Below are 17,339 nucleotides of genomic sequence, written 5' to 3'. Positions count from 1 at the left end.
CCAGCAGGCCAACATGAAGCGTCAACGACGTACCACCCAGGGCATGTCGCTGATCGAGGTGCTGGTCGCCATCTTGGTGGTGTCGGTGGGCATCCTGGCCCTGGCCGGTCTGATGGCCACCTCCACCCGGTTTGGCAAGACCAGTGAGTTCCGTTCAGTGGCTTCATTGCTGGCGGCAGACATGGCCGATCGGCTGCGGGCCAATGCGTCGGCCGCCGATGCCGGTGAGTACAACCTGACCCCCACCGTGCTGGCCAGCAGCCGGGCCACGGCGCCCGCTGCCTCCTGCACCACTGCCTGTACAGCCGCACAGATCGCGGCCTTGGATGTGGCCCAGTGGCGAGCCACTCTGTTCAACAGCCTGCCTGCAGGAACCGGCTACGTGAGCTACGACAGCAACACCGATACCGCCGACTTGTGGATCGTCTGGCGTGACCCCTCCGCGTCGGATACAGACAGCGCCAAGATATTGTCGGACGCCGAGCTCGCCACGAGCTGCCCGCCTAATTTTTCAATCACACCACGGCCGGTGTGCATGTACTTCAGGGTCGCACGATGAGCCCCTTGCCTTTAACCTTGCGGCCTAGGCTGACCCGCACCCGGGGGTTGTCGCTCATTGAGTTGATGATCTCCATGGTCATCGGCATGGTGGTGGTGGCCGCAGTGCTGGCCGCCTATCTGGGCTCGGGGGCCAGCAGCAAGCACAGCCAAGCCATGGCGCAGATCACCGAAGACGCCACGGTTGCACTCAATATCATGCGTTCGCACATTGCGCAATCGGGCTACAGCCGCCCAGTGGCCTTCAATGGCGGCAAGATTGTTCCTGTCTATACAGGCCCCAGCTTGTTCGGCTGCAACACAGGTTTTGCGGATCTCTCCAAAAGCATTGACGCCCTGACTTGCGGGTCCAGCAGTCAGCATGCCATTGCCGTGGCCTTTGAGGCCGACGAAAGCAACAGCATCATGGGGGGCTCACCGAAGGTGCCGCTGGACTGCATTGGCAATGGTCTGGCGGAGTTGGGCTCTGCCACGCCGGGCAAGTATTTCCTCTCTTACAGCCGCTTCTACATTGCGTCCTCCGGTTCCGGAGGCAACGCCTTGTATTGCAGAGGCTCCTCGGCCGGTAGCACCGGGGGCCAAGCTTTGGTGGAAAACATTCAGAGCATGCAAGTGCTCTACGGCTTGGCCGAAGCCGGTAGGCAGGAGGCGCGCCGCTACCTCACCGCCCAGCAGTTGACCAACGCAGGTGCCAGCTATACCGATGTGGTGTCGGTTCGCCTCTGTGTGGTGGTGGCCAGTAGCAGCAATGTTTTGGACGCGGTCACGCCCTATCAGGGCTGTGACCCGTTTGCTGCGCAGACCACGCCTGCCGCAGGCGACCGCCGCATGTATCGCGCCTTCACCAGCACCGTGGTGCTGCAGAACCGAGTGTTGTGAGGCCATGATGCGAGTCCGAACAGGTTCTCAACAGGGTGTGGCCTTGATCGTGGCCTTGGTGATGCTGGTGGTGATTGGATTCACCTCCATCGCCATCATGCGTGGCTCACTCAACTCCGACATGGTGGCCAACAACGCGCGGGTTCAGAACTTTGCGATGCAGGCTGCGCAACTGGGGTTGCGGTACTGCGAGTCGCAGATTGATCTGCCTGAAGCCGACCGCGACATCGTCTTGCATCCGGCACCTGCTACTTCCGGGGCGGACTATTTGTGGGAGAACTTCGACAACTGGTTTGGCGCCAATGTCAAAGCGGTGGTGGTGCCAGAAAGTGTCTTGAAGACCACTCAAAGCAGTATCACCCCCAATACCAAGCCGCAGTGTTTGGTGGAAGCGACCGGTATTGCGGGTGGCCAGAGTTACTACGTGACAGCGCGCGGCTTCAGCCCAGATTTCAGCGCCGACAGCAAAGGGCGCACCAAGACCGGATCGGTGGTCTGGCTGCAGTCCACCGTGGCCTTGGGTTCGTCCAGTGGCTCTTGATCCCAGGAGGAAAGCATGAACAAGCACATCCGAACCCCCCGCTCCGAAACGCTCTGGGCCTATGCCTTGAGCGGCATGCTGTTCGCGCTGGCCTCTACGGTGCAGGCTGCCCCTGCGCAGACACCTTTGCTCAACCGAGCGGCCAAGGCCCCGGCGCCCAACATGATGATCACCGTCGACGACTCAGGGTCGATGCAGGTGAACTACATCCCTGAAGGCACCACCACCGTCAATGGCTTCACCGTGACCTTCCCGTCGCAGTACACCAATCCGACGTGGCAGTACTTCATGGATATCTACATCTTTGACCCCACGCACCAGGCCTACCTGGGTGGAGGGGTCATGGGTTATGCGGTAGCCCAGGCGGTCAAGGGTGATCAAAACGTCTTTCAACGGCAAATGCGCTCGGCGGCTGTCAACCGCATCTATTACGACCCGGCCGTGCGCTATCTGCCTTGGTACAAACCAGACGGCACTCGTTTTGCGAACGCATCACCCACGGCCGCACGTTGGGACCCGGTGGTCAACTACCCCAGCAACACCGTGGACCTGACCACCAACCTTACCGGCATGCAATGGGGCGGCAATGCACCCTCTCGGTATTGGTGTGTGGCCTACAACCAGTGCGACCTTGCCCAAAGGCCTTGGTATCCCGGTCTCTACTATGTGCTCAAGCCCGGTGCCAACCCCAACCTTGCGGCCAGCTACGACGAGTACGACATCAACGACGGAGCGGCGCACTCTGCCGCCGTCAAGAACCCAGCCCGCACCGATTGCGCGGGCAGCAAATGCACCCAAGCCGAGGAGCGCCAGAATTTCGCCAACTGGTTTCAGTTCTACCGCTCGCGCATCTTGCTGACCAAGGCGGCGATCTCCGAGGTGATCGGAGGCGCCAACCCGGCCACAGCGCCGCGCTTTGGCACGGCATCCATCAACTCCGGCGCCCAAACTGTGGATGGGCTCAGCACTTCCGTGGTGCGCAAAGGTGTGCGTGACTATTCCGGCAGCCACCGCACTACTTTGCTGACCGACCTGCAGGCTATGGTGGCCGTCTCAGGCACCCCTCTGAAGAACGCGCTGCTGCAAGTGGGAAGCTACTTCACCTTCGCAGGGGACAACGGCGCTAGCTTGGGCTCGCGCAGCACCGGCAGCCCGTGGCGCACCGACCCAGCACCTTCGGGCTCCTCGGCCTACAGCGAGACCTTGTCCTGCCGTCGCTCCTACAACATCCTGATGACCGATGGGTACTACAACGGTGACCCGGCTATCAATTTGGGCAATGTGGATGGCTCGAATGGTGCCAAGCAGACCCTGGAAGCAGACATGCAGGCCCGGTATCCCAACCTGGCCGACCAATACCTGGCTCAACGGCCTTTCAGCGACAGCTTCAGCAACACCCTGGCCGATTACGCGTCTTACTTCTATGTGCGTGATCTGGCGGCCTCCATTCCCAACAAAGTGTCTCCCCTGACGGGAGATTTAGCCGACCCCAACTCCTGGCAGCACTTAGGCCAGTTCACCGTAGGCCTGGGTGTTTCTGGCCAGTTGCCGGCCGGCACCGCAGCCGAGCGGCAGAGCACGGTGGCCCAACTGCGCAGCGGCAGCTTGTCTTGGCCCAATCCCGGCACGGGCGGCGACACCATCTTGGCCGAGAAGATCGATGACCTGTTTCATGCGGCCGTCAACACCGGTGGAGACTTCTTTCGAGCCAGCAATTCCAGCGAGCTGACCTTGGCGCTCCAGCAGGCGATTGGGCGCGCCAGTGCGGCTGGTCGGGTGGACGCGGGGGTGGCTGGGTCTGGTTCGGTGGCGCAAGCCGGTCTGCTGAAGTTCGTGCCGAGCTATCAGAGTGGCATTTGGAACGGTGACCTCAAGGCCTACGAGTTGGTCTCGGACGGCAAAGGCGGTTTGGTCTTCAAGTCAGGCGAGGACTACAAGTGGAAAGCCTCTGCACAGCGCCCTGCTTGGGATGCCCGCACCATGCTGACTTGGAACACCGGCAGCACGGCTGAGGCTGCGGTCTCCTTCAACATCAGCATGGACACTGCCCTGAAGCAACGCATTGCTGGGACCGCCCAAACCGATGCCATCATCGACTACTTGCGTGGCGACACCAGCAATGAAGGCGTCACCAGCGACAAGCTGCGCGCCCGGGATGGCGCTAAGTTGCCCGCTTTTGTGAATGCCCCGCCGGTTTACGTGAAGAACCTCGTGAACATGGGCTACACCTGGAACGATTACCCCACTTTTGTGGCCAATAAAGCGGCGCGCGACGGCATGGTCTACCTGGGCGGTGGTGGCGGTTTCTTGCACGGCTTTGACGCCACCACAGGCGCAGAGAAGTTCGCCTACATGCCCAAGGGTGTGCAGCGTAAAGCGGCTGGTCTGGCCGATCAGGGCTACGGTACGGACGCCAAGCCTCATCAGTACTTTGTGGATGGCCCGATGCTTGAAAGCGATGCATGTATCGGGGGCCAATGGCGCAATGTGTTGATCGGTACCTTGGGGTCAGGCGGGCGTGGGGTTTACGCCTTGGATGTCACCAATCCCGCTGAGTTGGCCGCCCCGGCGACAGCCGCCAGCAAAGTGCTCTGGGACTTTTCTGACGAAGGCAACCCTGACCTCGGCCATATCAACACGGCTCCAGAGTTGGGGCGTGTCAAGGGCAAGTGGTATGCCTTCTTCGGCAATGGCACCCATAGCAGTTCTGGCAATGCGGTGCTGTTTGCAGTGGATTTGGAGTCTCGCCAGTTGCACCGGAAGGAACTGGACACCACAGGGGGGAACGGCCTGACCGGCGTTCGCGTGCTGCGGAATGCAGAGCGCGAGTTGATCGCCATTTATGGCGTAGACCTCAAGGGACAAGTCTGGCGTGTGGACTTCGACGACAAGCCTGAGGTCACAGATTGGCGGATTGGCTTTGGAGAGAAGCCCCTGTTCCAAGCCAAAGACGGCACGGGCCGCCCCCAGCCCATCACCGTCAAGCCCAGCATTGCGCCCCACTTTATGGGTGGGCAGGTGATTGTGTTTGGGACCGGTAAGCTGCTGGATGAGTCGGACCCCAACAACAACGACATGCAGTCTTTGTATGGTGTCTGGGATCGCACCAACGGTGGGCCGTCGAGCACTGAAGCACCTTGGGACAGCTTGAGCAATCAGCGCAGTGCCTTCTTGCAGCAGGCGATTACCACCAGGCCGGTCGTTGTGTCCCAGACCGATGGCAGCAAACGCACCTTCTATCAGACGTCTTCCAACAAGATGAACTGGGATACCCACCGGGGCTGGTACATGGACTTGACCTTGCCGGGGGGCACGGCGGGCAACGCCACTGCTGGCGGGCAGCGGGTGATTTATCCGGTCGAGATGGTGGATGAGTTCGCTTTCTTTTACACCGTTAAGCCCAGCCCAGACCCCGCGCCTTGCGAGAGCACATCGGGCAAAGGCTACAACTTCGTGTTTTTGGCTGTTTCGGGTGAGGTCTACGAGCGTCCTGTTTTGGACATCAATGGGGATGGCTTGGTGGACAAGAACGATCGTCTAGACCTCAACAAGGACGGTGTCTTTGACGAGAAAGACGTCTTAGCCGGAGGCTATGAGTCGGAATCTGATGGCGTGGACTTCATCACCCGCACGATTGGCAAGGGCACTGATGGCGAACCCGGTGGGAGTTCGAACTCATCGACCGAGTCCATCAACTGGCGCACTTACTGCGTTAACCTGAACTGCAAGATATCGGACCGCGTATGGAAACAGATCATTTCCCCGCCCCAACCCAAATGAGGACGATTGCGGCGGCATGGAGACGCGGCTTCACCTTAGTGGAGCTGATGATCGTCCTGGCGATCATCGGTATCTTGGCGGCCATTGCTTATCCGTCTTACACCGAGTACGTGCAGCGTAGCCGTCGCAGTGACGCGCACACCGTGCTGATGGAAGCCGCGCAGTACATGCAGCGCTACTACGCCGCCAAGAACACCTTCAAGGATGCGGCGCTACCTGCCGACTATTTGGCCGCGCCTAAGGGTGCCAGCGACAGCAACAAGCACTACACCATCAGCCTGGATGCGGCGACCACCACCGCCGATGAGTACGCGTTCAAGCTGATCGCTACACCGCGTCTGACGGATGCCGCTTGCGGCAATCTCAGTCTGGATCACAAAGGCGTAAAGGGCGAATCAGGCACCAAAGAGGTGGCGGACTGCTGGCGTTAAGGCACCGGCCAGCGGTGCTCGTGGCGTTAGCGCCCTGTGGCGCCAACCTGTGCTTTAGGGAAGCTCTGCACAAATCAGGCCGGCCCGGGCTAGCGCGGGCTCGGGCGGTCTGCGGCGTTGCAGTTCTCGCCAATAGCTACGGCTATTGGCGAGAACTGCGCCTTGCAACCCATCCCGATCCGCACTACCCGGCCTCGTCCCGATTTATGCAGAGCTTCCTTAGATCTCTTTGATCAGCCGACTGAATTCGTCGACGTCTTCGAAGCTGCGGTAGACGGAGGCAAAGCGCACATAGGCGACTTTGTCCAGCCGCTTCAACTCCCGCATCACCAACTCGCCAATGCGCGTGGAGGGGACTTCGCGCACGCCACTGGCCAAGAGTTTGTCTTGGATGCGCTCGATGGCAGCATCCACCTGCTCAATGCTCACCTGGCGCTTGCGCAGCGCCAAGGTCATCGACGCACGCAGCTTGGCCGGGTCAAACTCAACACGGGCACCACTGCGCTTGACGATGGCGGGCAGGGCAATCTCGGCCCGCTCATAGGTGGTAAAGCGCTTATCGCATTTGGTGCAGCGCCGCCGCCGCCGCACCACGTCACCTTCGTCCGACTCACGGGTCTCCACCACCTGGGTTTCATCGTGGGCGCAGAAGGGGCAACGCATGGTGCGACGTCGGGGCTGGGTGGCGGCTTAGCGGTAGACCGGGAACTGACGCGTCAGGGCCGAGACCTTTTCGCGCACGGCCGCGATATTGGCGGCGTCATGCGGGTTGTCCAGCACGTCGGCAATCAGGTGAGCGGTGGCGCGCACTTGCTCTTCCTTGAAGCCGCGGGTGGTCAGGGCGGGTGTGCCCAGACGGATGCCGCTGGTGACCATGGGCTTTTGCGGGTCGTTCGGGATGCCGTTCTTGTTGCAGGTCATGTGGGCGGCGCCCAAGATGGCCTCGGCTTCTTTGCCGGTCAGGTTCTTGGGACGCAGGTCCACCAGCATCACATGGCTCTCGGTGCGGCCCGAGACAATGCGCAGACCACGCTCGATCAAGGTCTCTGCCAAGACCTTGGCGTTCTTGACGACCTGCTCTTGGTAGGCCTTGAACTCGGGCGTCAGCGCTTCCTTGAAGGCCACGGCCTTGCCGCCAATCACGTGCATCAAGGGGCCGCCTTGGATGCCGGGGAAGATGGCGCTGTTGATCTTCTTGGCGATGGCTTCGTCGTTCATCAAGATGATGCCGCCGCGCGGGCCGCGCAAGCTCTTGTGGGTGGTAGAGGTCACCACGTCTGCGTGGGGCACGGGGTTGGGATAGGCGCCTGCAGCGATCAAGCCGGCATAGTGGGCCATGTCCACCATGAAATAGGCGCCGACTTCCTTGGCGATCTTGGCGAAGCGCCCGAAATCGATGCGCAAGGCATAGGCCGAGGCGCCGGCGATGATCAGCTTGGGCTTGTGTTCACGGGCCTTGGCTTCCATGGCCTCGTAGTCGATGGCTTCGTTGGCATCCAGGCCATAGCTCACCACCTTGAACCACTTGCCCGACATGTTCAGCGGCATGCCGTGGGTCAAGTGGCCGCCTTCGGCCAGGCTCATGCCCAAAATCGTGTCGCCAGGCTGCAGCAGGCCGAAGAAGACGGCTTGGTTGGCCTGCGAGCCGGAGTTCGCCTGCACATTGGCGAAGTTGGCGCCAAACAACTGCTTCACACGGTCGATGGCCAGTTGCTCGACCACATCAACGTTTTCGCAGCCACCGTAGTAGCGCTTGCCGGGGTAGCCCTCAGCGTACTTGTTGGTCAGTTGCGAGCCCTGCGCTTCCATCACGGCGGGCGAGGTGTAGTTCTCGGAGGCGATCAGCTCGATGTGCTCTTCCTGGCGTTGGTTTTCAGCTTGGATGGCAGCGAACAGTTCGGGATCGACGTTGGACAGGGTCGATTGGGTACGGTCGAACATGGAGATTTCCTTCAAGTCAGGGCGGATGAGCCCAGCCGCAGCGGCCTCACAAAGAAGCACAAAGGGTGGGTTGCCCAGGCGAACGGCTGTCTGAAGCCAGGCGCAGAGGCCTCGGCCCCGCGCTTCCTAGTGGTGATCCACCTCGCCAGGCTGCGACGGTCAGGGCCGCCGGCAGCGCTGACTTATCGCCAGTCGCGCAGTGGGTGAAGTGTAGCGCCCCTCAGCGGAACAGCGCAGCCCAGAAGGCTGCAAAGGGCCGCAGCGTGGCGGCGATGCCGCAGGGCTCAACGCACCACGTCAGCCAGGGCGATTTGCTCACGCGCTGGCGTGTCGCTGGCCTCATTGACCTTGGGTGTGGTGTTGCCGGTGTTGGGCGCGTCTTGGGCGGATGAAGCCGAGGGGGACACCGAGGGCAGGGACACCGGCACCGTTGCGGGCGCCGAAGCGGCTGCAGTGCCGGAAGCCACCATGACCATGGGGGCAGTGACCGACACGCTTTGACCTGCCGCCACACGCTCCAGATATTGCTGCTCGCCTAAAACCTTGACGGCGTAGCCGCCATCGTCGTCCAAATTGGCTGCACCTACGTAGTAGCGCAGGCCGGCTTCTAGGCTACCGGCACGGGCGATGCATTCACGCAACACCTGCACGCCCACGCGCAGGTTGGTCACGGGGTCAAAGGCGGCCAACTTGCCGCCAAAGGCTTGGTACTTGTCGTTGTGCACCCGGGTCATCACCTGCATCAGCCCTTGCGCACCCACTGGGCTTTGCGCAAAAGGATTAAAGCTGGATTCAATGGCGGTGATGGCCAAGATCAATGTCGGTTCGATACCGGCCTTCTGGCCCACATGCCAAGCTTCTTGAACAATGCGCGCCACCGGCTCAGGGGCCACGCGGTAGCGGCGGGACAACCAAGTGGTCACGGCCGCTTGTTGGCGGGTAAGTTGAGCGGGGTCCACCGCCAAGGCGCGGGCGAGTGACAGGTGCTCGGGGTCATCCGGCATCGCTACATAGTCGGCAACCGCTACACCTGCTTGGCCACCATGCCGCTCCTGCAGCCAGCCCAGCACTTCACGCTCCATGCTCAGGCGCAGGTCTGCACGCCCGGCGGCAAACATGGCGATGGCAATCACCAACAGGCCCACCAAGGCCAGCATGTTGTGGCTGACTTCGAGCAGACCGTGGCCGACATCTTTAGCAAACACCGTGATGGCGTTTTGACTGCTCGTCACCATGCGCTTGATCCATTGAACCTGGGGCATCAGCTTCCTTTGCGTCGCACTACAAGTGCCCTAGGCACATCGGGGCCATCGGGGCATGGGTGCCCAGCAGGGTGGCTTGCAGTGGCGATAATCGTCTGCCTATGGGGCACTGGCCACTCTGTGGACAGGGACCCGGCGGCGGGAGGGGCTTTCCCTAAAGGGCTCAAAACGACGGAGCCAGGGTTAACCCGTAATGGTTTGCGTTGGCGCATTGTAGAGAGTGCCCAAATAACCAGTCAAGCATAAAGAAACGTCCTCTTATTACTCAATTCAATGAAATACCGTGATTTAAGAGACTTCATCAGCGGATTGGAACGTGGCAAGGAGTTGCAGCGCGTCAGCGTGCCGGTGTCTCCGCACTTGGAGATGACCGCGCTGTGCGACAAAGTCTTGCGGGCTGAAGGCCCGGCGCTGCTGTTTGAGCGCCCGACGGGATTCAGCAGCCCGGTGCTCGGAAACCTCTTTGGCACGCCACGTCGCGTGGCGCTGGGCATGGGTGCGGAGTCGGTGTCAGACCTGCGTGATGTGGGTCGCCTGTTGGCGGCGTTAAAAGAGCCTGAGCCACCGCAGTCGCTCAAGGAAGCGGGCAAGCTCTGGGACATGGCCAAAGCCGTTTGGGACATGAAGCCCGCCAAGGTCAGCCATGCGCCTTGCCAAGAGGTGGTGCTCGAAGGCTCAGAGGTCGATCTCACCCAGTGGCCCATTCAATACTGCTGGCCGGGTGATGCCGCACCGCTGATCACCTGGGGTTTGGTGGTGACCCGCGGCCCACAATCGGTGGCCCGTCCGCGTCGGCGCCAAAACTTGGGCATCTATCGGCAGCAAGTGATTGGAACGCGCGAGGTCATCATGCGCTGGCTGGCGCATCGCGGCGGCGCCTTGGACTTCCGCGAGTTTGCCCGTGCCAACCCGGGTCAGCCCTTTCCCATGGCGGTGGCGCTGGGGGCGGACCCCGCCACCACCTTGGGGGCTGTCACGCCTGTGCCGGACAGCCTCAGCGAATACCAATTTGCCGGGCTGTTGCGCGGTGGCCGCACCGAGCTGGCCGACACCCAAGTGGGCGAGGGCGATCTGAAGCTACAAGTGCCGGCCCGCGCCGAGATGGTGCTGGAAGGCCATATCCCACCGTCCCCAGAGGGCTGGGTGGGCGTCAGCGAGCACGGCGTGCCGCTGAAGTCCGTCAATGGCTACCTCCATGCATTGGAAGGCCCCTACGGCGACCACACCGGCTATTACAACGAACAAGACTGGTTCCCCGTCTTCCGGATCGACCGCTTGACTCACCGGCGCGACCCGATCTACCACTCCACCTACACCGGCAAGCCGCCGGATGAGCCTGCGGTGCTGGGTGTGGCCCTGAATGAGGTTTTCGTTCCCATCCTGCAAAAGCAGTTTCCGGAGATCGTGGACTTCTATCTGCCGCCCGAGGGTTGCAGCTACCGCATGGCCGTCATCTCCATCCGCAAAGCCTACCCGGGCCATGCCAAGCGGGTGATGTTTGGCCTGTGGAGCTTTTTGCGCCAATTCATGTACACGAAATTCATCGTGGTGACGGACGAGGATGTCAACATCCGCGACTGGAAAGACGTGATCTGGGCCATCACCACCCGCATGGACCCCGTTCGCGACACCACCTTGGTGGAACACACGCCGATTGACTACCTCGACTTCGCTTCGCCGGTCAGTGGCCTAGGCGGCAAGATGGGCTTGGACGCCACCAATAAGTGGCCCGGCGAGACCTCCCGAGAGTGGGGGCGGGTGATCGCCATGGACGCCGATGTGCTGGCGCGGGTTGACGGTGTGCTGGCACAAATGGGCGACTGGGCCGCTGGCGCCAGAAATTTGTAAACCATAGGCACTCGGGGCTTGTTGTCCGCGCAGACTTGGACTACGCTTGCACTGCCTCTTGAGGAGGCATTCACCACGGCGCACTTCCCGCGCTGTTGAGGCCCCGGCCCGATACTCGCCGGATCCTCACTGGAAGGGTTAGCCTTCCACAAGCCCCGCCCGGTTCGCTGGTCGGGGCTTCGTTGTTTCTGGCTCGCATAGGTGCCCTGGTCACGCGGCCAGTTGGTGCTTAGGCTTGTTCATGCCATGGCATTGCGCAGCCACTATCATGCGGCGCATGAGCGATTCAAACTCTTCCACCATCACCCTGGGCGGGGGCTGCTTTTGGTGCCTTGAGGCCGTCTATGAGCAGGTTCGCGGCGTGATCCGCGTGGAGTCGGGCTATGCGAATGGCCATGTCCACGCACCCACCTACGAGCAGGTGTGCGAAGGCACAACGGGGCATGTCGAAGTGGTGCAGGTTCATTTCGACCCGCTGCAAGTCAGCCTGCGCGAGCTGCTGGAAGTGTTTTTCCTCATCCATGACCCCACCACACTGAACCGGCAGGGTAATGATGTGGGCACGCAGTACCGCTCGGGCATCTACGCCACCACGGATGAGCAGCGCCAAGTGGCTCAAGCCGTGCTGGCCGAGGTCAACGCTGCGTTGGCAACGGAAGGCCGCGGCTCGGCCGTGACCGAGCTGTGCCCACTGGCGCAGTACTGGCCCGCCGAGGCCTATCACCAGCATTATTTCGCCCAGCACCCCCAACAGGGCTACTGTGCCTATGTGGTGGCGCCCAAGGTGGACAAGTTCCGCCGCAGCTTCACGCGTCTCCTCAAGGCCTGATCATGTTGACCTGGACGGGGCTTTCCGTGGCGTGGGCGGGCGGCGCCAAGCCGATTGGGTTTGCAGACTTTGAAGCACCGCAGGGTGCGCGTGTCGTGGTTTGTGGGCCTTCGGGCTGTGGCAAGTCCACTTTGCTGGCCGTGCTCGCGGGCTTGCTGACGCCTCAACAGGGGCAACTTGCGGTGGGTGACACCCGCCCCCTCGGCCTGAGTGCCGCCCAGCGTGATGCTTGGCGGGGGCAGCAGGTCGGCTTGGTGCCGCAGCGCCTGCACCTTGCGCAGGCCCTCACGGTGCGCGAGAACCTGGCTTTGCCCTTTGTGTCGGCAGGCTTGCCGGTGGACACGCTACGCGTCAGCCAATGCCTGCAGCAGCTTGGCCTGTCGGCGCTGGCCCAGCGCAAGCCGCATGAGCTGAGCGTGGGGCAGGCGCAGCGTGTGGCGATTGGCCGAGCGGTGATGCGCTCGCCCAAGCTGCTGTTGGCCGATGAGCCCACGGCGCACTTGGACGACGCCCATGCTGACGCCGCCCTGCGTCTCTTGGATGAAGCCGCTCAGGCGGTCCAGGCCACGTTGCTGATCGCCACCCATGATCAACGTTTGCTCACGCGCTGGCCCGAGGCCCATGTGCTGCGTTTGCCGGCCTTGGCCGGCTTGGAACTGGCATGAGCTTGTGGCGCTTGTCATGGCGGTTTTTGTGGGCACGGCCTCTGCTGGCCTTGCTGAATATTGCGCTGTTGGCCCTCGGGTTGGCGGCGGTCAGCTTGGTGGCCTTGACCAGTGAGCAGGTCGAGCGTGGCCTCAGTCGTGACTTGCGCGGCATCGACTTGGTGGTGGGAGCCAAAGGCAGCCCGCTGCAACTGATCTTGGCGGGGGTGTTTCACCTGGATGTGCCCAGCGGCAACATCCCGGCTACGACCATCACCACCTTGACGGAGCATCCCCTGGTCGAGACCGTGGTGCCGCTCTCGCTGGGAGACAGCTTGGCGGGCTATCGCATCGCCGGCACCACACCCGCCTATGCCGCGTTGTATGAGCTGCCACTGGCCCAAGGCCAATGGTGGCAAAAGCCGCTGCAGGCGGTGCTGGGGGCCGAAGTGGCGCAGACCCAAGGCCTAGGCTTGGGCCAGACCTTTGAGGGTGTGCATGGCCTGGGCCAAGGCGGCCCTGCCCACGAAGGAGAGCCCTACACCGTAGTGGGCGTGCTGCAGCGCTGCGCCTGTGTGCTTGACCGCCTGGTGTTGACGGATGTGGCTTCCGTCTGGGCCGTGCATGAGGCGCATGGCCATGGGGCGCCGCCAGTCGCCAGTGCCGCTTCGGCGTCAAAGCCACCCCGAGACGGCCATGATCATCACAAGGACCATGACCACTCACATGATGATCATGACCACGACAAGACCCAAGCTGTGCCGGTGCTCAGCGCTGCTGCTGAGCCTGACCTGAAGCACCGTGAGGTTACCCTGCTGTTGGTGCGTTATCGCAGCCCCTTGGCAGCTGTCAGCCTGCCACGCTGGGTCAATGCCCAAGACGGCCTGCAGGCGGCCGCCCCGGCCCTGGAAAGCGCTCGCCTGCTGCGCATGGTGGGCGTGGGCATCGAGGTGCTGCGTGGCTTTGGCCTTTTGCTGGTGCTGGTGGCAGGGGCCTCGGTGTTCATCGCGCTCTACCATGCGGTGCGTGAGCGCGAGCCCGACCTGGCCATGATGCGCATGCTGGGCGCGTCACGCGCTCGGATCGCCAAAGTGGTGCTTTTGGAGGCACTCAACCTAGCCACCTTGGGCTTGATCGTGGGCCTGACCCTGGGCCACGGCCTCACCGAAGTGCTGGGCCGCATGCTGGCTGCGCAACACGCTATGCCTGTGACGGGCTGGTGGTGGAGCCCCCAGTCGCTGTGGCTGATCTTGGGCGCCTATGGGCTGGCCGTTTTGGCTGCTGCGCTGCCAGCTTGGCGGGCTGCGCGCTTGGATGTCACCCGTTTGCTGCAGAATCCACATTGATATGACCACACCTCACACCTTGTCGATCGCGTTGCTGCTGGGTGCATGCTTGCCCAGTCTGGCCATGGCTCAAGCGACTACGGCTGCACCGGCAGCGCCCGCCGCATCCGGCGCGGCTGTATTGAGCTCTCCGATGCCCGGCGTGTTGGGCACCGGTCCGGGCTATCACGACCCGCGCAGCCCCTTCAAGCCCTTGCAGGAGAAGGAAGGTGTGGTGTCCTGGTCGGTGCTGTCATCGGTGACCACCCGGCCCGAGCGCAACCGCTTGGTGCCCGTGTTTCCCAAGCCGGTACAGGCCTTGAACAACCAGACGGTCAAGGTCCAGGGTTTCATGATGCCGCTGGAGCCTGGCGATAAGCAAAAGCATTTTTTGCTGTCTTCGGTGCCCACCAGTTGCACCTTCTGTGTCCCCTCTGGGCCTGAAGGCTTGGTCGAGGTCAAGACGCTGACGCCGGTTAAGTACACGCTGGAACCGGTCATGGTCGAAGGCAAGCTCTCGGTGTTGCCCAAAGACCCATATGGCCTCTACTACCGCATCTTGGGTGCGCAACCCGTGAGCGCTCCCTGAGGGGCTGAAGCGTTTTTCTCATGAGCCCAGGTTCACTTCAGACCTTGCGCCGCACCGCACGCGGGCGGGCTTGGTCGTGGCTGTGGGCCTTGGTCTTGGCCGTGGTGCTGCCTTCGCTGTGGGGCGCTTGGCACCACGTGGCGCATGCGCCGGGCTTGAAGGGGGCCGCGCAGCCGCAGTTCAACGCAGCGGCCCATGACGGACATGGCTCTGGCACTGCCGAGTGCCGCTTGCTGGACCAAGCCGCTTGCACGGATGGCCTGGGTTTGGCTCTCACCGCCGTGCCGGTGGTGCTGGCCGCGCCGCCCCGAGCGGCGACGGCCTTAGGGCTAGGCGCTGCAGCGCGCATGGTGGCCAGCTATGCGGCCCGCGCGCCCCCAACTCACCCTGTAAGTTGAGCTTTTGTGCCTGCCTGCTCCCCAATGAGCGGGCTGCTGTTGCGGGGTGAGTGCGTCTCATCCTGCCTCTTCTTTTTGCACGTCAGCAAGGCTGTAGCCTTGTTCTGCGTGCCTGGGTGCCATGAACTTTCCAATGATTCCGACCGCATGGGCCGCTGGCCTGTGCCTGGGTGCAGCCGCCTGCGCTGCGCAAACCACTTCTGCCAACAACACCACCGAACGTGTGGTGGTCACCGGCAACCCTTTAGGCCAAGCCGAGTTGGCTCAACCCAGCGCGGTGCTGACGGGTGAGCGTCTGCTGCTCAAAAAATCCAGCACCTTGGGTGAGACGCTGGAAGGGGTGGCTGGTGTGGCCTCTAGCGGCTTTGGCCCCAACAGCCAGCGGCCTGTCATTCGCGGCCTGGACGGTGATCGGGTGCGACTGCTGGACAACGCCGGCGCCACCATCGACGCCTCCAACCTCAGCTATGACCACGCCGTGGCCATGGACCCGCTGGTGATCGAGCGGGTCGAGGTGCTCCGCGGGCCAGCCTCCTTGCTCTACGGCGGCAATGCCACGGGTGGGGTGGTTAACACCATCGACAACCGCATCCCCAAACAAGCTATCACCGACCTGGGCGGTCGCCTTGAACTGCGTAGCGGGGGGGCGGCCAGCGAGCGCAGTGCCTCGGCGGTGGTCGAGGGCCGCCTCGCACCGGGCAGGAATTGGCATGTGGATGCCTTTGATCGCAAGACCTCGGACCTCAAGGCGCCGCGCTTTACACCGGTAGAAGATGGCGACACCCTGGAGGCGACGGATCGCGTCCGCAACTCGGCAGCTCAAGCGCGGGGCGGCGCCGTGGGCGTCTCCTGGTCCGATGCCAAGGGCTTTGTCGGTCTGTCCTTTGACCGCTATGACAACCGCTATGGGGTGACGGTGGAACCCGACGTGACCATAGACATGAACCGTCGCCGTACCACCTTGGCCGGCGAGCGAAGCCTGGGCGGCTTCGTCGATAAGCTCAGCTTCCAGCTCTCAGACACCCGCTATCAGCACCAAGAAATTGAGGGCAGCGGTGAGGTGGGTACCACCTTCTCCAGCCGTGGGCAGGCGCTTCGTCTCGAGGCGCGTCATGCCCCACAAGGCGCTTGGCAGGGCGTCTTGGGCTTGCAAGCTGAGTCCATGCGTTTCGAGGCCTTGGGTGAAGAAGCTTTTGTGCCCGGCACCCGGACCCGCTCGCTGGCGCTGTTTGGCATGGAAGAGTGGCGCTCTGGCCCGCTCAGTCTGACCCTGGGGGGCCGCGTGGAGCGCGTGACGGTGCGCTCAGAAGGTGACGCGGCCGATGTAGAGGAGCCGCGTTTTGGCAGCGCCCAGTCGCGCAGCTTCAGCCCAGGCAGTGTGTCCCTGGCCAGTGCCTGGCGCTTCATGCCGCAATGGAGCCTGACAGGCAGCCTCGGTGCCACCCAACGTGCGCCGGCTTACTATGAGCTGTACGCCGACGGCGTGCATGTGGCGACTGCCGCCTACGAGCGTGGCGACCCCAGCTTGGGGCTGGAGCGCAGCACCCATGCGGACCTGGGGGTGAGCTGGCAGAGCGGCGCGAACCTCATCAAGGCCAATGTGTTTGCCATGCGATTTGGCCGCTTCATTGCGTTGGACGCCACCGGCGAGACCTTCAGCGAAGTGGGCGAGGACGGCGAGCCCTTCAGCGTTCCCATCTACGCCTTCCAAGGCGTGCCCGCCAACTTGTGGGGCCTGGAATTGGAAGCCAAGCACCGCCATCAATGGGCGCAATGGCGCATTGACGGCACCGCCACTTGGGATTGGACCCGGGGTGAGAACAGCCGCACCGGCGAGCCCCTGCCACGCTTGGCGCCCATGCGCTTGAACCTTGGCCTGGCGGCGCATCAGGGCGCTTGGTCGCTGGGCGCGGGCGTCAAGCACGCTTGGGCACAGCGCCGCGTCTCGCAAGGTGACGCAGCCACGCAGGCCTACACCTTGGTCAATGTGTGGACCACCTACACCTTGCCGTGGGCCGGTGGGGATTGGCAGGCCTTTTTGAAGGGCGACAACCTGGGCAATGCCCTGGCCTATAACGCCACGGCGGTGCGCACCGTGCGGGAGTTGTCGCCACAGGCCGGGCGGGCCTGGACACTGGGACTGCAGGCGCGGTTTTAACCTAGATTCGGCAGTTGGGCGTGGTCGAGGGGCTGCAGAAGCAGGGCTCTGGCTAGGCGTGAGCATCTGCTGGACTGTCCGTCCAGCAGGTGGGAACAACAACGCCAGAGGTCTGAAGCGGCAGACCAGCGGCCACGCAGCGGCTTCACCCAAATG

15 protein-coding genes and 1 riboswitch are annotated in these 17,339 nt (G+C 62.7%); of the genes, 12 read left to right on the top strand and 3 right to left on the bottom strand.

The features are described from left to right. The first annotated feature begins 13 nt into the window (after window positions 1-13). Genes pilV through ACIQ3Q_RS03025 form a run of 5 tightly spaced genes read left to right on the top strand, consistent with a single transcriptional unit; the run spans window position 14 to window position 6,189 of the window. Window positions 14-559, top strand: coding sequence for a type IV pilus modification protein PilV (gene pilV / locus ACIQ3Q_RS03045; protein WP_396267500.1), 546 nt, complete (start codon window positions 14-16; stop codon window positions 557-559). Beyond that, on the top strand, window positions 556-1,437 hold the full coding sequence (locus tag ACIQ3Q_RS03040; protein ID WP_396267499.1) for a PilW family protein: 882 nt from the start codon (window positions 556-558) through the stop codon (window positions 1,435-1,437). Before pilV ends, ACIQ3Q_RS03040 begins: the two co-directional genes overlap by 4 nt. Before the next feature lie 7 nt (window positions 1,438-1,444). Beyond that, window positions 1,445-1,978, top strand: a complete 534-nt coding sequence (locus tag ACIQ3Q_RS03035; RefSeq protein ID WP_396267498.1) for a hypothetical protein — start codon at window positions 1,445-1,447, stop codon at window positions 1,976-1,978. A 15-nt stretch (window positions 1,979-1,993) separates the two neighbouring features. After that, complete coding sequence (locus tag ACIQ3Q_RS03030) at window positions 1,994-5,758, top strand: pilus assembly protein (protein ID WP_396267497.1); 3,765 nt, start codon at window positions 1,994-1,996, stop codon at window positions 5,756-5,758. 47 nt (window positions 5,759-5,805) lie between these two features. Continuing rightward, a complete protein-coding gene (locus tag ACIQ3Q_RS03025) occupies window positions 5,806-6,189 on the top strand; it encodes a type IV pilin protein (RefSeq protein WP_396267496.1) in 384 nt (127 codons plus the stop codon). A gap of 219 nt (window positions 6,190-6,408) precedes the next feature. Here the strand turns inward: ACIQ3Q_RS03025 and nrdR are convergent, their stop codons facing one another. From nrdR to ACIQ3Q_RS03010, 3 genes are all read right to left on the bottom strand, one after another. Beyond that, window positions 6,409-6,852 carry a transcriptional regulator NrdR gene (nrdR, locus tag ACIQ3Q_RS03020; protein ID WP_396267495.1) on the bottom strand — a complete coding sequence of 148 codons (444 nt, stop codon included), beginning with the start codon at window positions 6,850-6,852 and terminating at the stop codon, window positions 6,409-6,411. Between the two features lie 27 nt (window positions 6,853-6,879). Next, window positions 6,880-8,130, bottom strand: coding sequence for a serine hydroxymethyltransferase (gene glyA / locus ACIQ3Q_RS03015; RefSeq protein WP_396267494.1), 1,251 nt, complete (start codon window positions 8,128-8,130; stop codon window positions 6,880-6,882). A gap of 65 nt (window positions 8,131-8,195) precedes the next feature. After that, window positions 8,196-8,336, bottom strand: a riboswitch (ZMP/ZTP riboswitch). Window positions 8,337-8,414: 78 nt separating this feature from the next. Next, window positions 8,415-9,365: a transglycosylase SLT domain-containing protein gene (locus ACIQ3Q_RS03010; RefSeq protein ID WP_396267493.1), complete on the bottom strand. Its 951-nt coding sequence runs from the start codon at window positions 9,363-9,365 to the stop codon at window positions 8,415-8,417. 300 nt (window positions 9,366-9,665) lie between these two features. On the opposite strand from ACIQ3Q_RS03010, the gene ACIQ3Q_RS03005 reads away from it, so the two are divergent. The 7 genes from ACIQ3Q_RS03005 to ACIQ3Q_RS02975 all read left to right on the top strand — a co-directional run bounded on the left by ACIQ3Q_RS03005 (window position 9,666) and on the right by ACIQ3Q_RS02975 (window position 17,183). Next, the gene (locus ACIQ3Q_RS03005; RefSeq protein WP_396267492.1) at window positions 9,666-11,240 is read left to right on the top strand and encodes a UbiD family decarboxylase; all 1,575 of its coding nucleotides are present in this window, start codon (window positions 9,666-9,668) and stop codon (window positions 11,238-11,240) included. A gap of 277 nt (window positions 11,241-11,517) precedes the next feature. Further along, the gene (gene msrA / locus ACIQ3Q_RS03000) at window positions 11,518-12,069 is read left to right on the top strand and encodes a peptide-methionine (S)-S-oxide reductase MsrA (protein ID WP_396267491.1); all 552 of its coding nucleotides are present in this window, start codon (window positions 11,518-11,520) and stop codon (window positions 12,067-12,069) included. A gap of 2 nt (window positions 12,070-12,071) precedes the next feature. Next, window positions 12,072-12,734: an ABC transporter ATP-binding protein gene (locus ACIQ3Q_RS02995; RefSeq protein ID WP_396267490.1), complete on the top strand. Its 663-nt coding sequence runs from the start codon at window positions 12,072-12,074 to the stop codon at window positions 12,732-12,734. Continuing rightward, a complete protein-coding gene (locus ACIQ3Q_RS02990) occupies window positions 12,731-14,059 on the top strand; it encodes an ABC transporter permease (protein WP_396267489.1) in 1,329 nt (442 codons plus the stop codon). The genes ACIQ3Q_RS02995 and ACIQ3Q_RS02990 overlap by 4 nt, the downstream gene beginning before the upstream one ends. Before the next feature lies 1 nt (window position 14,060). Next, window positions 14,061-14,627 (top strand): DUF3299 domain-containing protein, encoded by a 567-nt coding sequence (locus ACIQ3Q_RS02985; protein ID WP_396267488.1) that lies wholly within the window; start codon window positions 14,061-14,063, stop codon window positions 14,625-14,627. Between the two features lie 20 nt (window positions 14,628-14,647). Next, complete coding sequence (locus ACIQ3Q_RS02980; protein ID WP_396267487.1) at window positions 14,648-15,025, top strand: hypothetical protein; 378 nt, start codon at window positions 14,648-14,650, stop codon at window positions 15,023-15,025. A gap of 121 nt (window positions 15,026-15,146) precedes the next feature. Continuing rightward, entirely contained in the window at window positions 15,147-17,183 is a 2,037-nt protein-coding gene (locus ACIQ3Q_RS02975) for a TonB-dependent receptor (protein ID WP_396267486.1), read from the top strand. The last annotated feature ends 156 nt before the right edge of the window (window positions 17,184-17,339 follow it).

Source organism: Ideonella sp. (assembly GCF_044358605.1).
GTDB lineage: Bacteria > Pseudomonadota > Gammaproteobacteria > Burkholderiales > Burkholderiaceae_C > Ideonella.
Note: the sequence above shows the minus strand (reverse complement) of the source record. Positions and strands in the feature narration are given on the sequence as shown.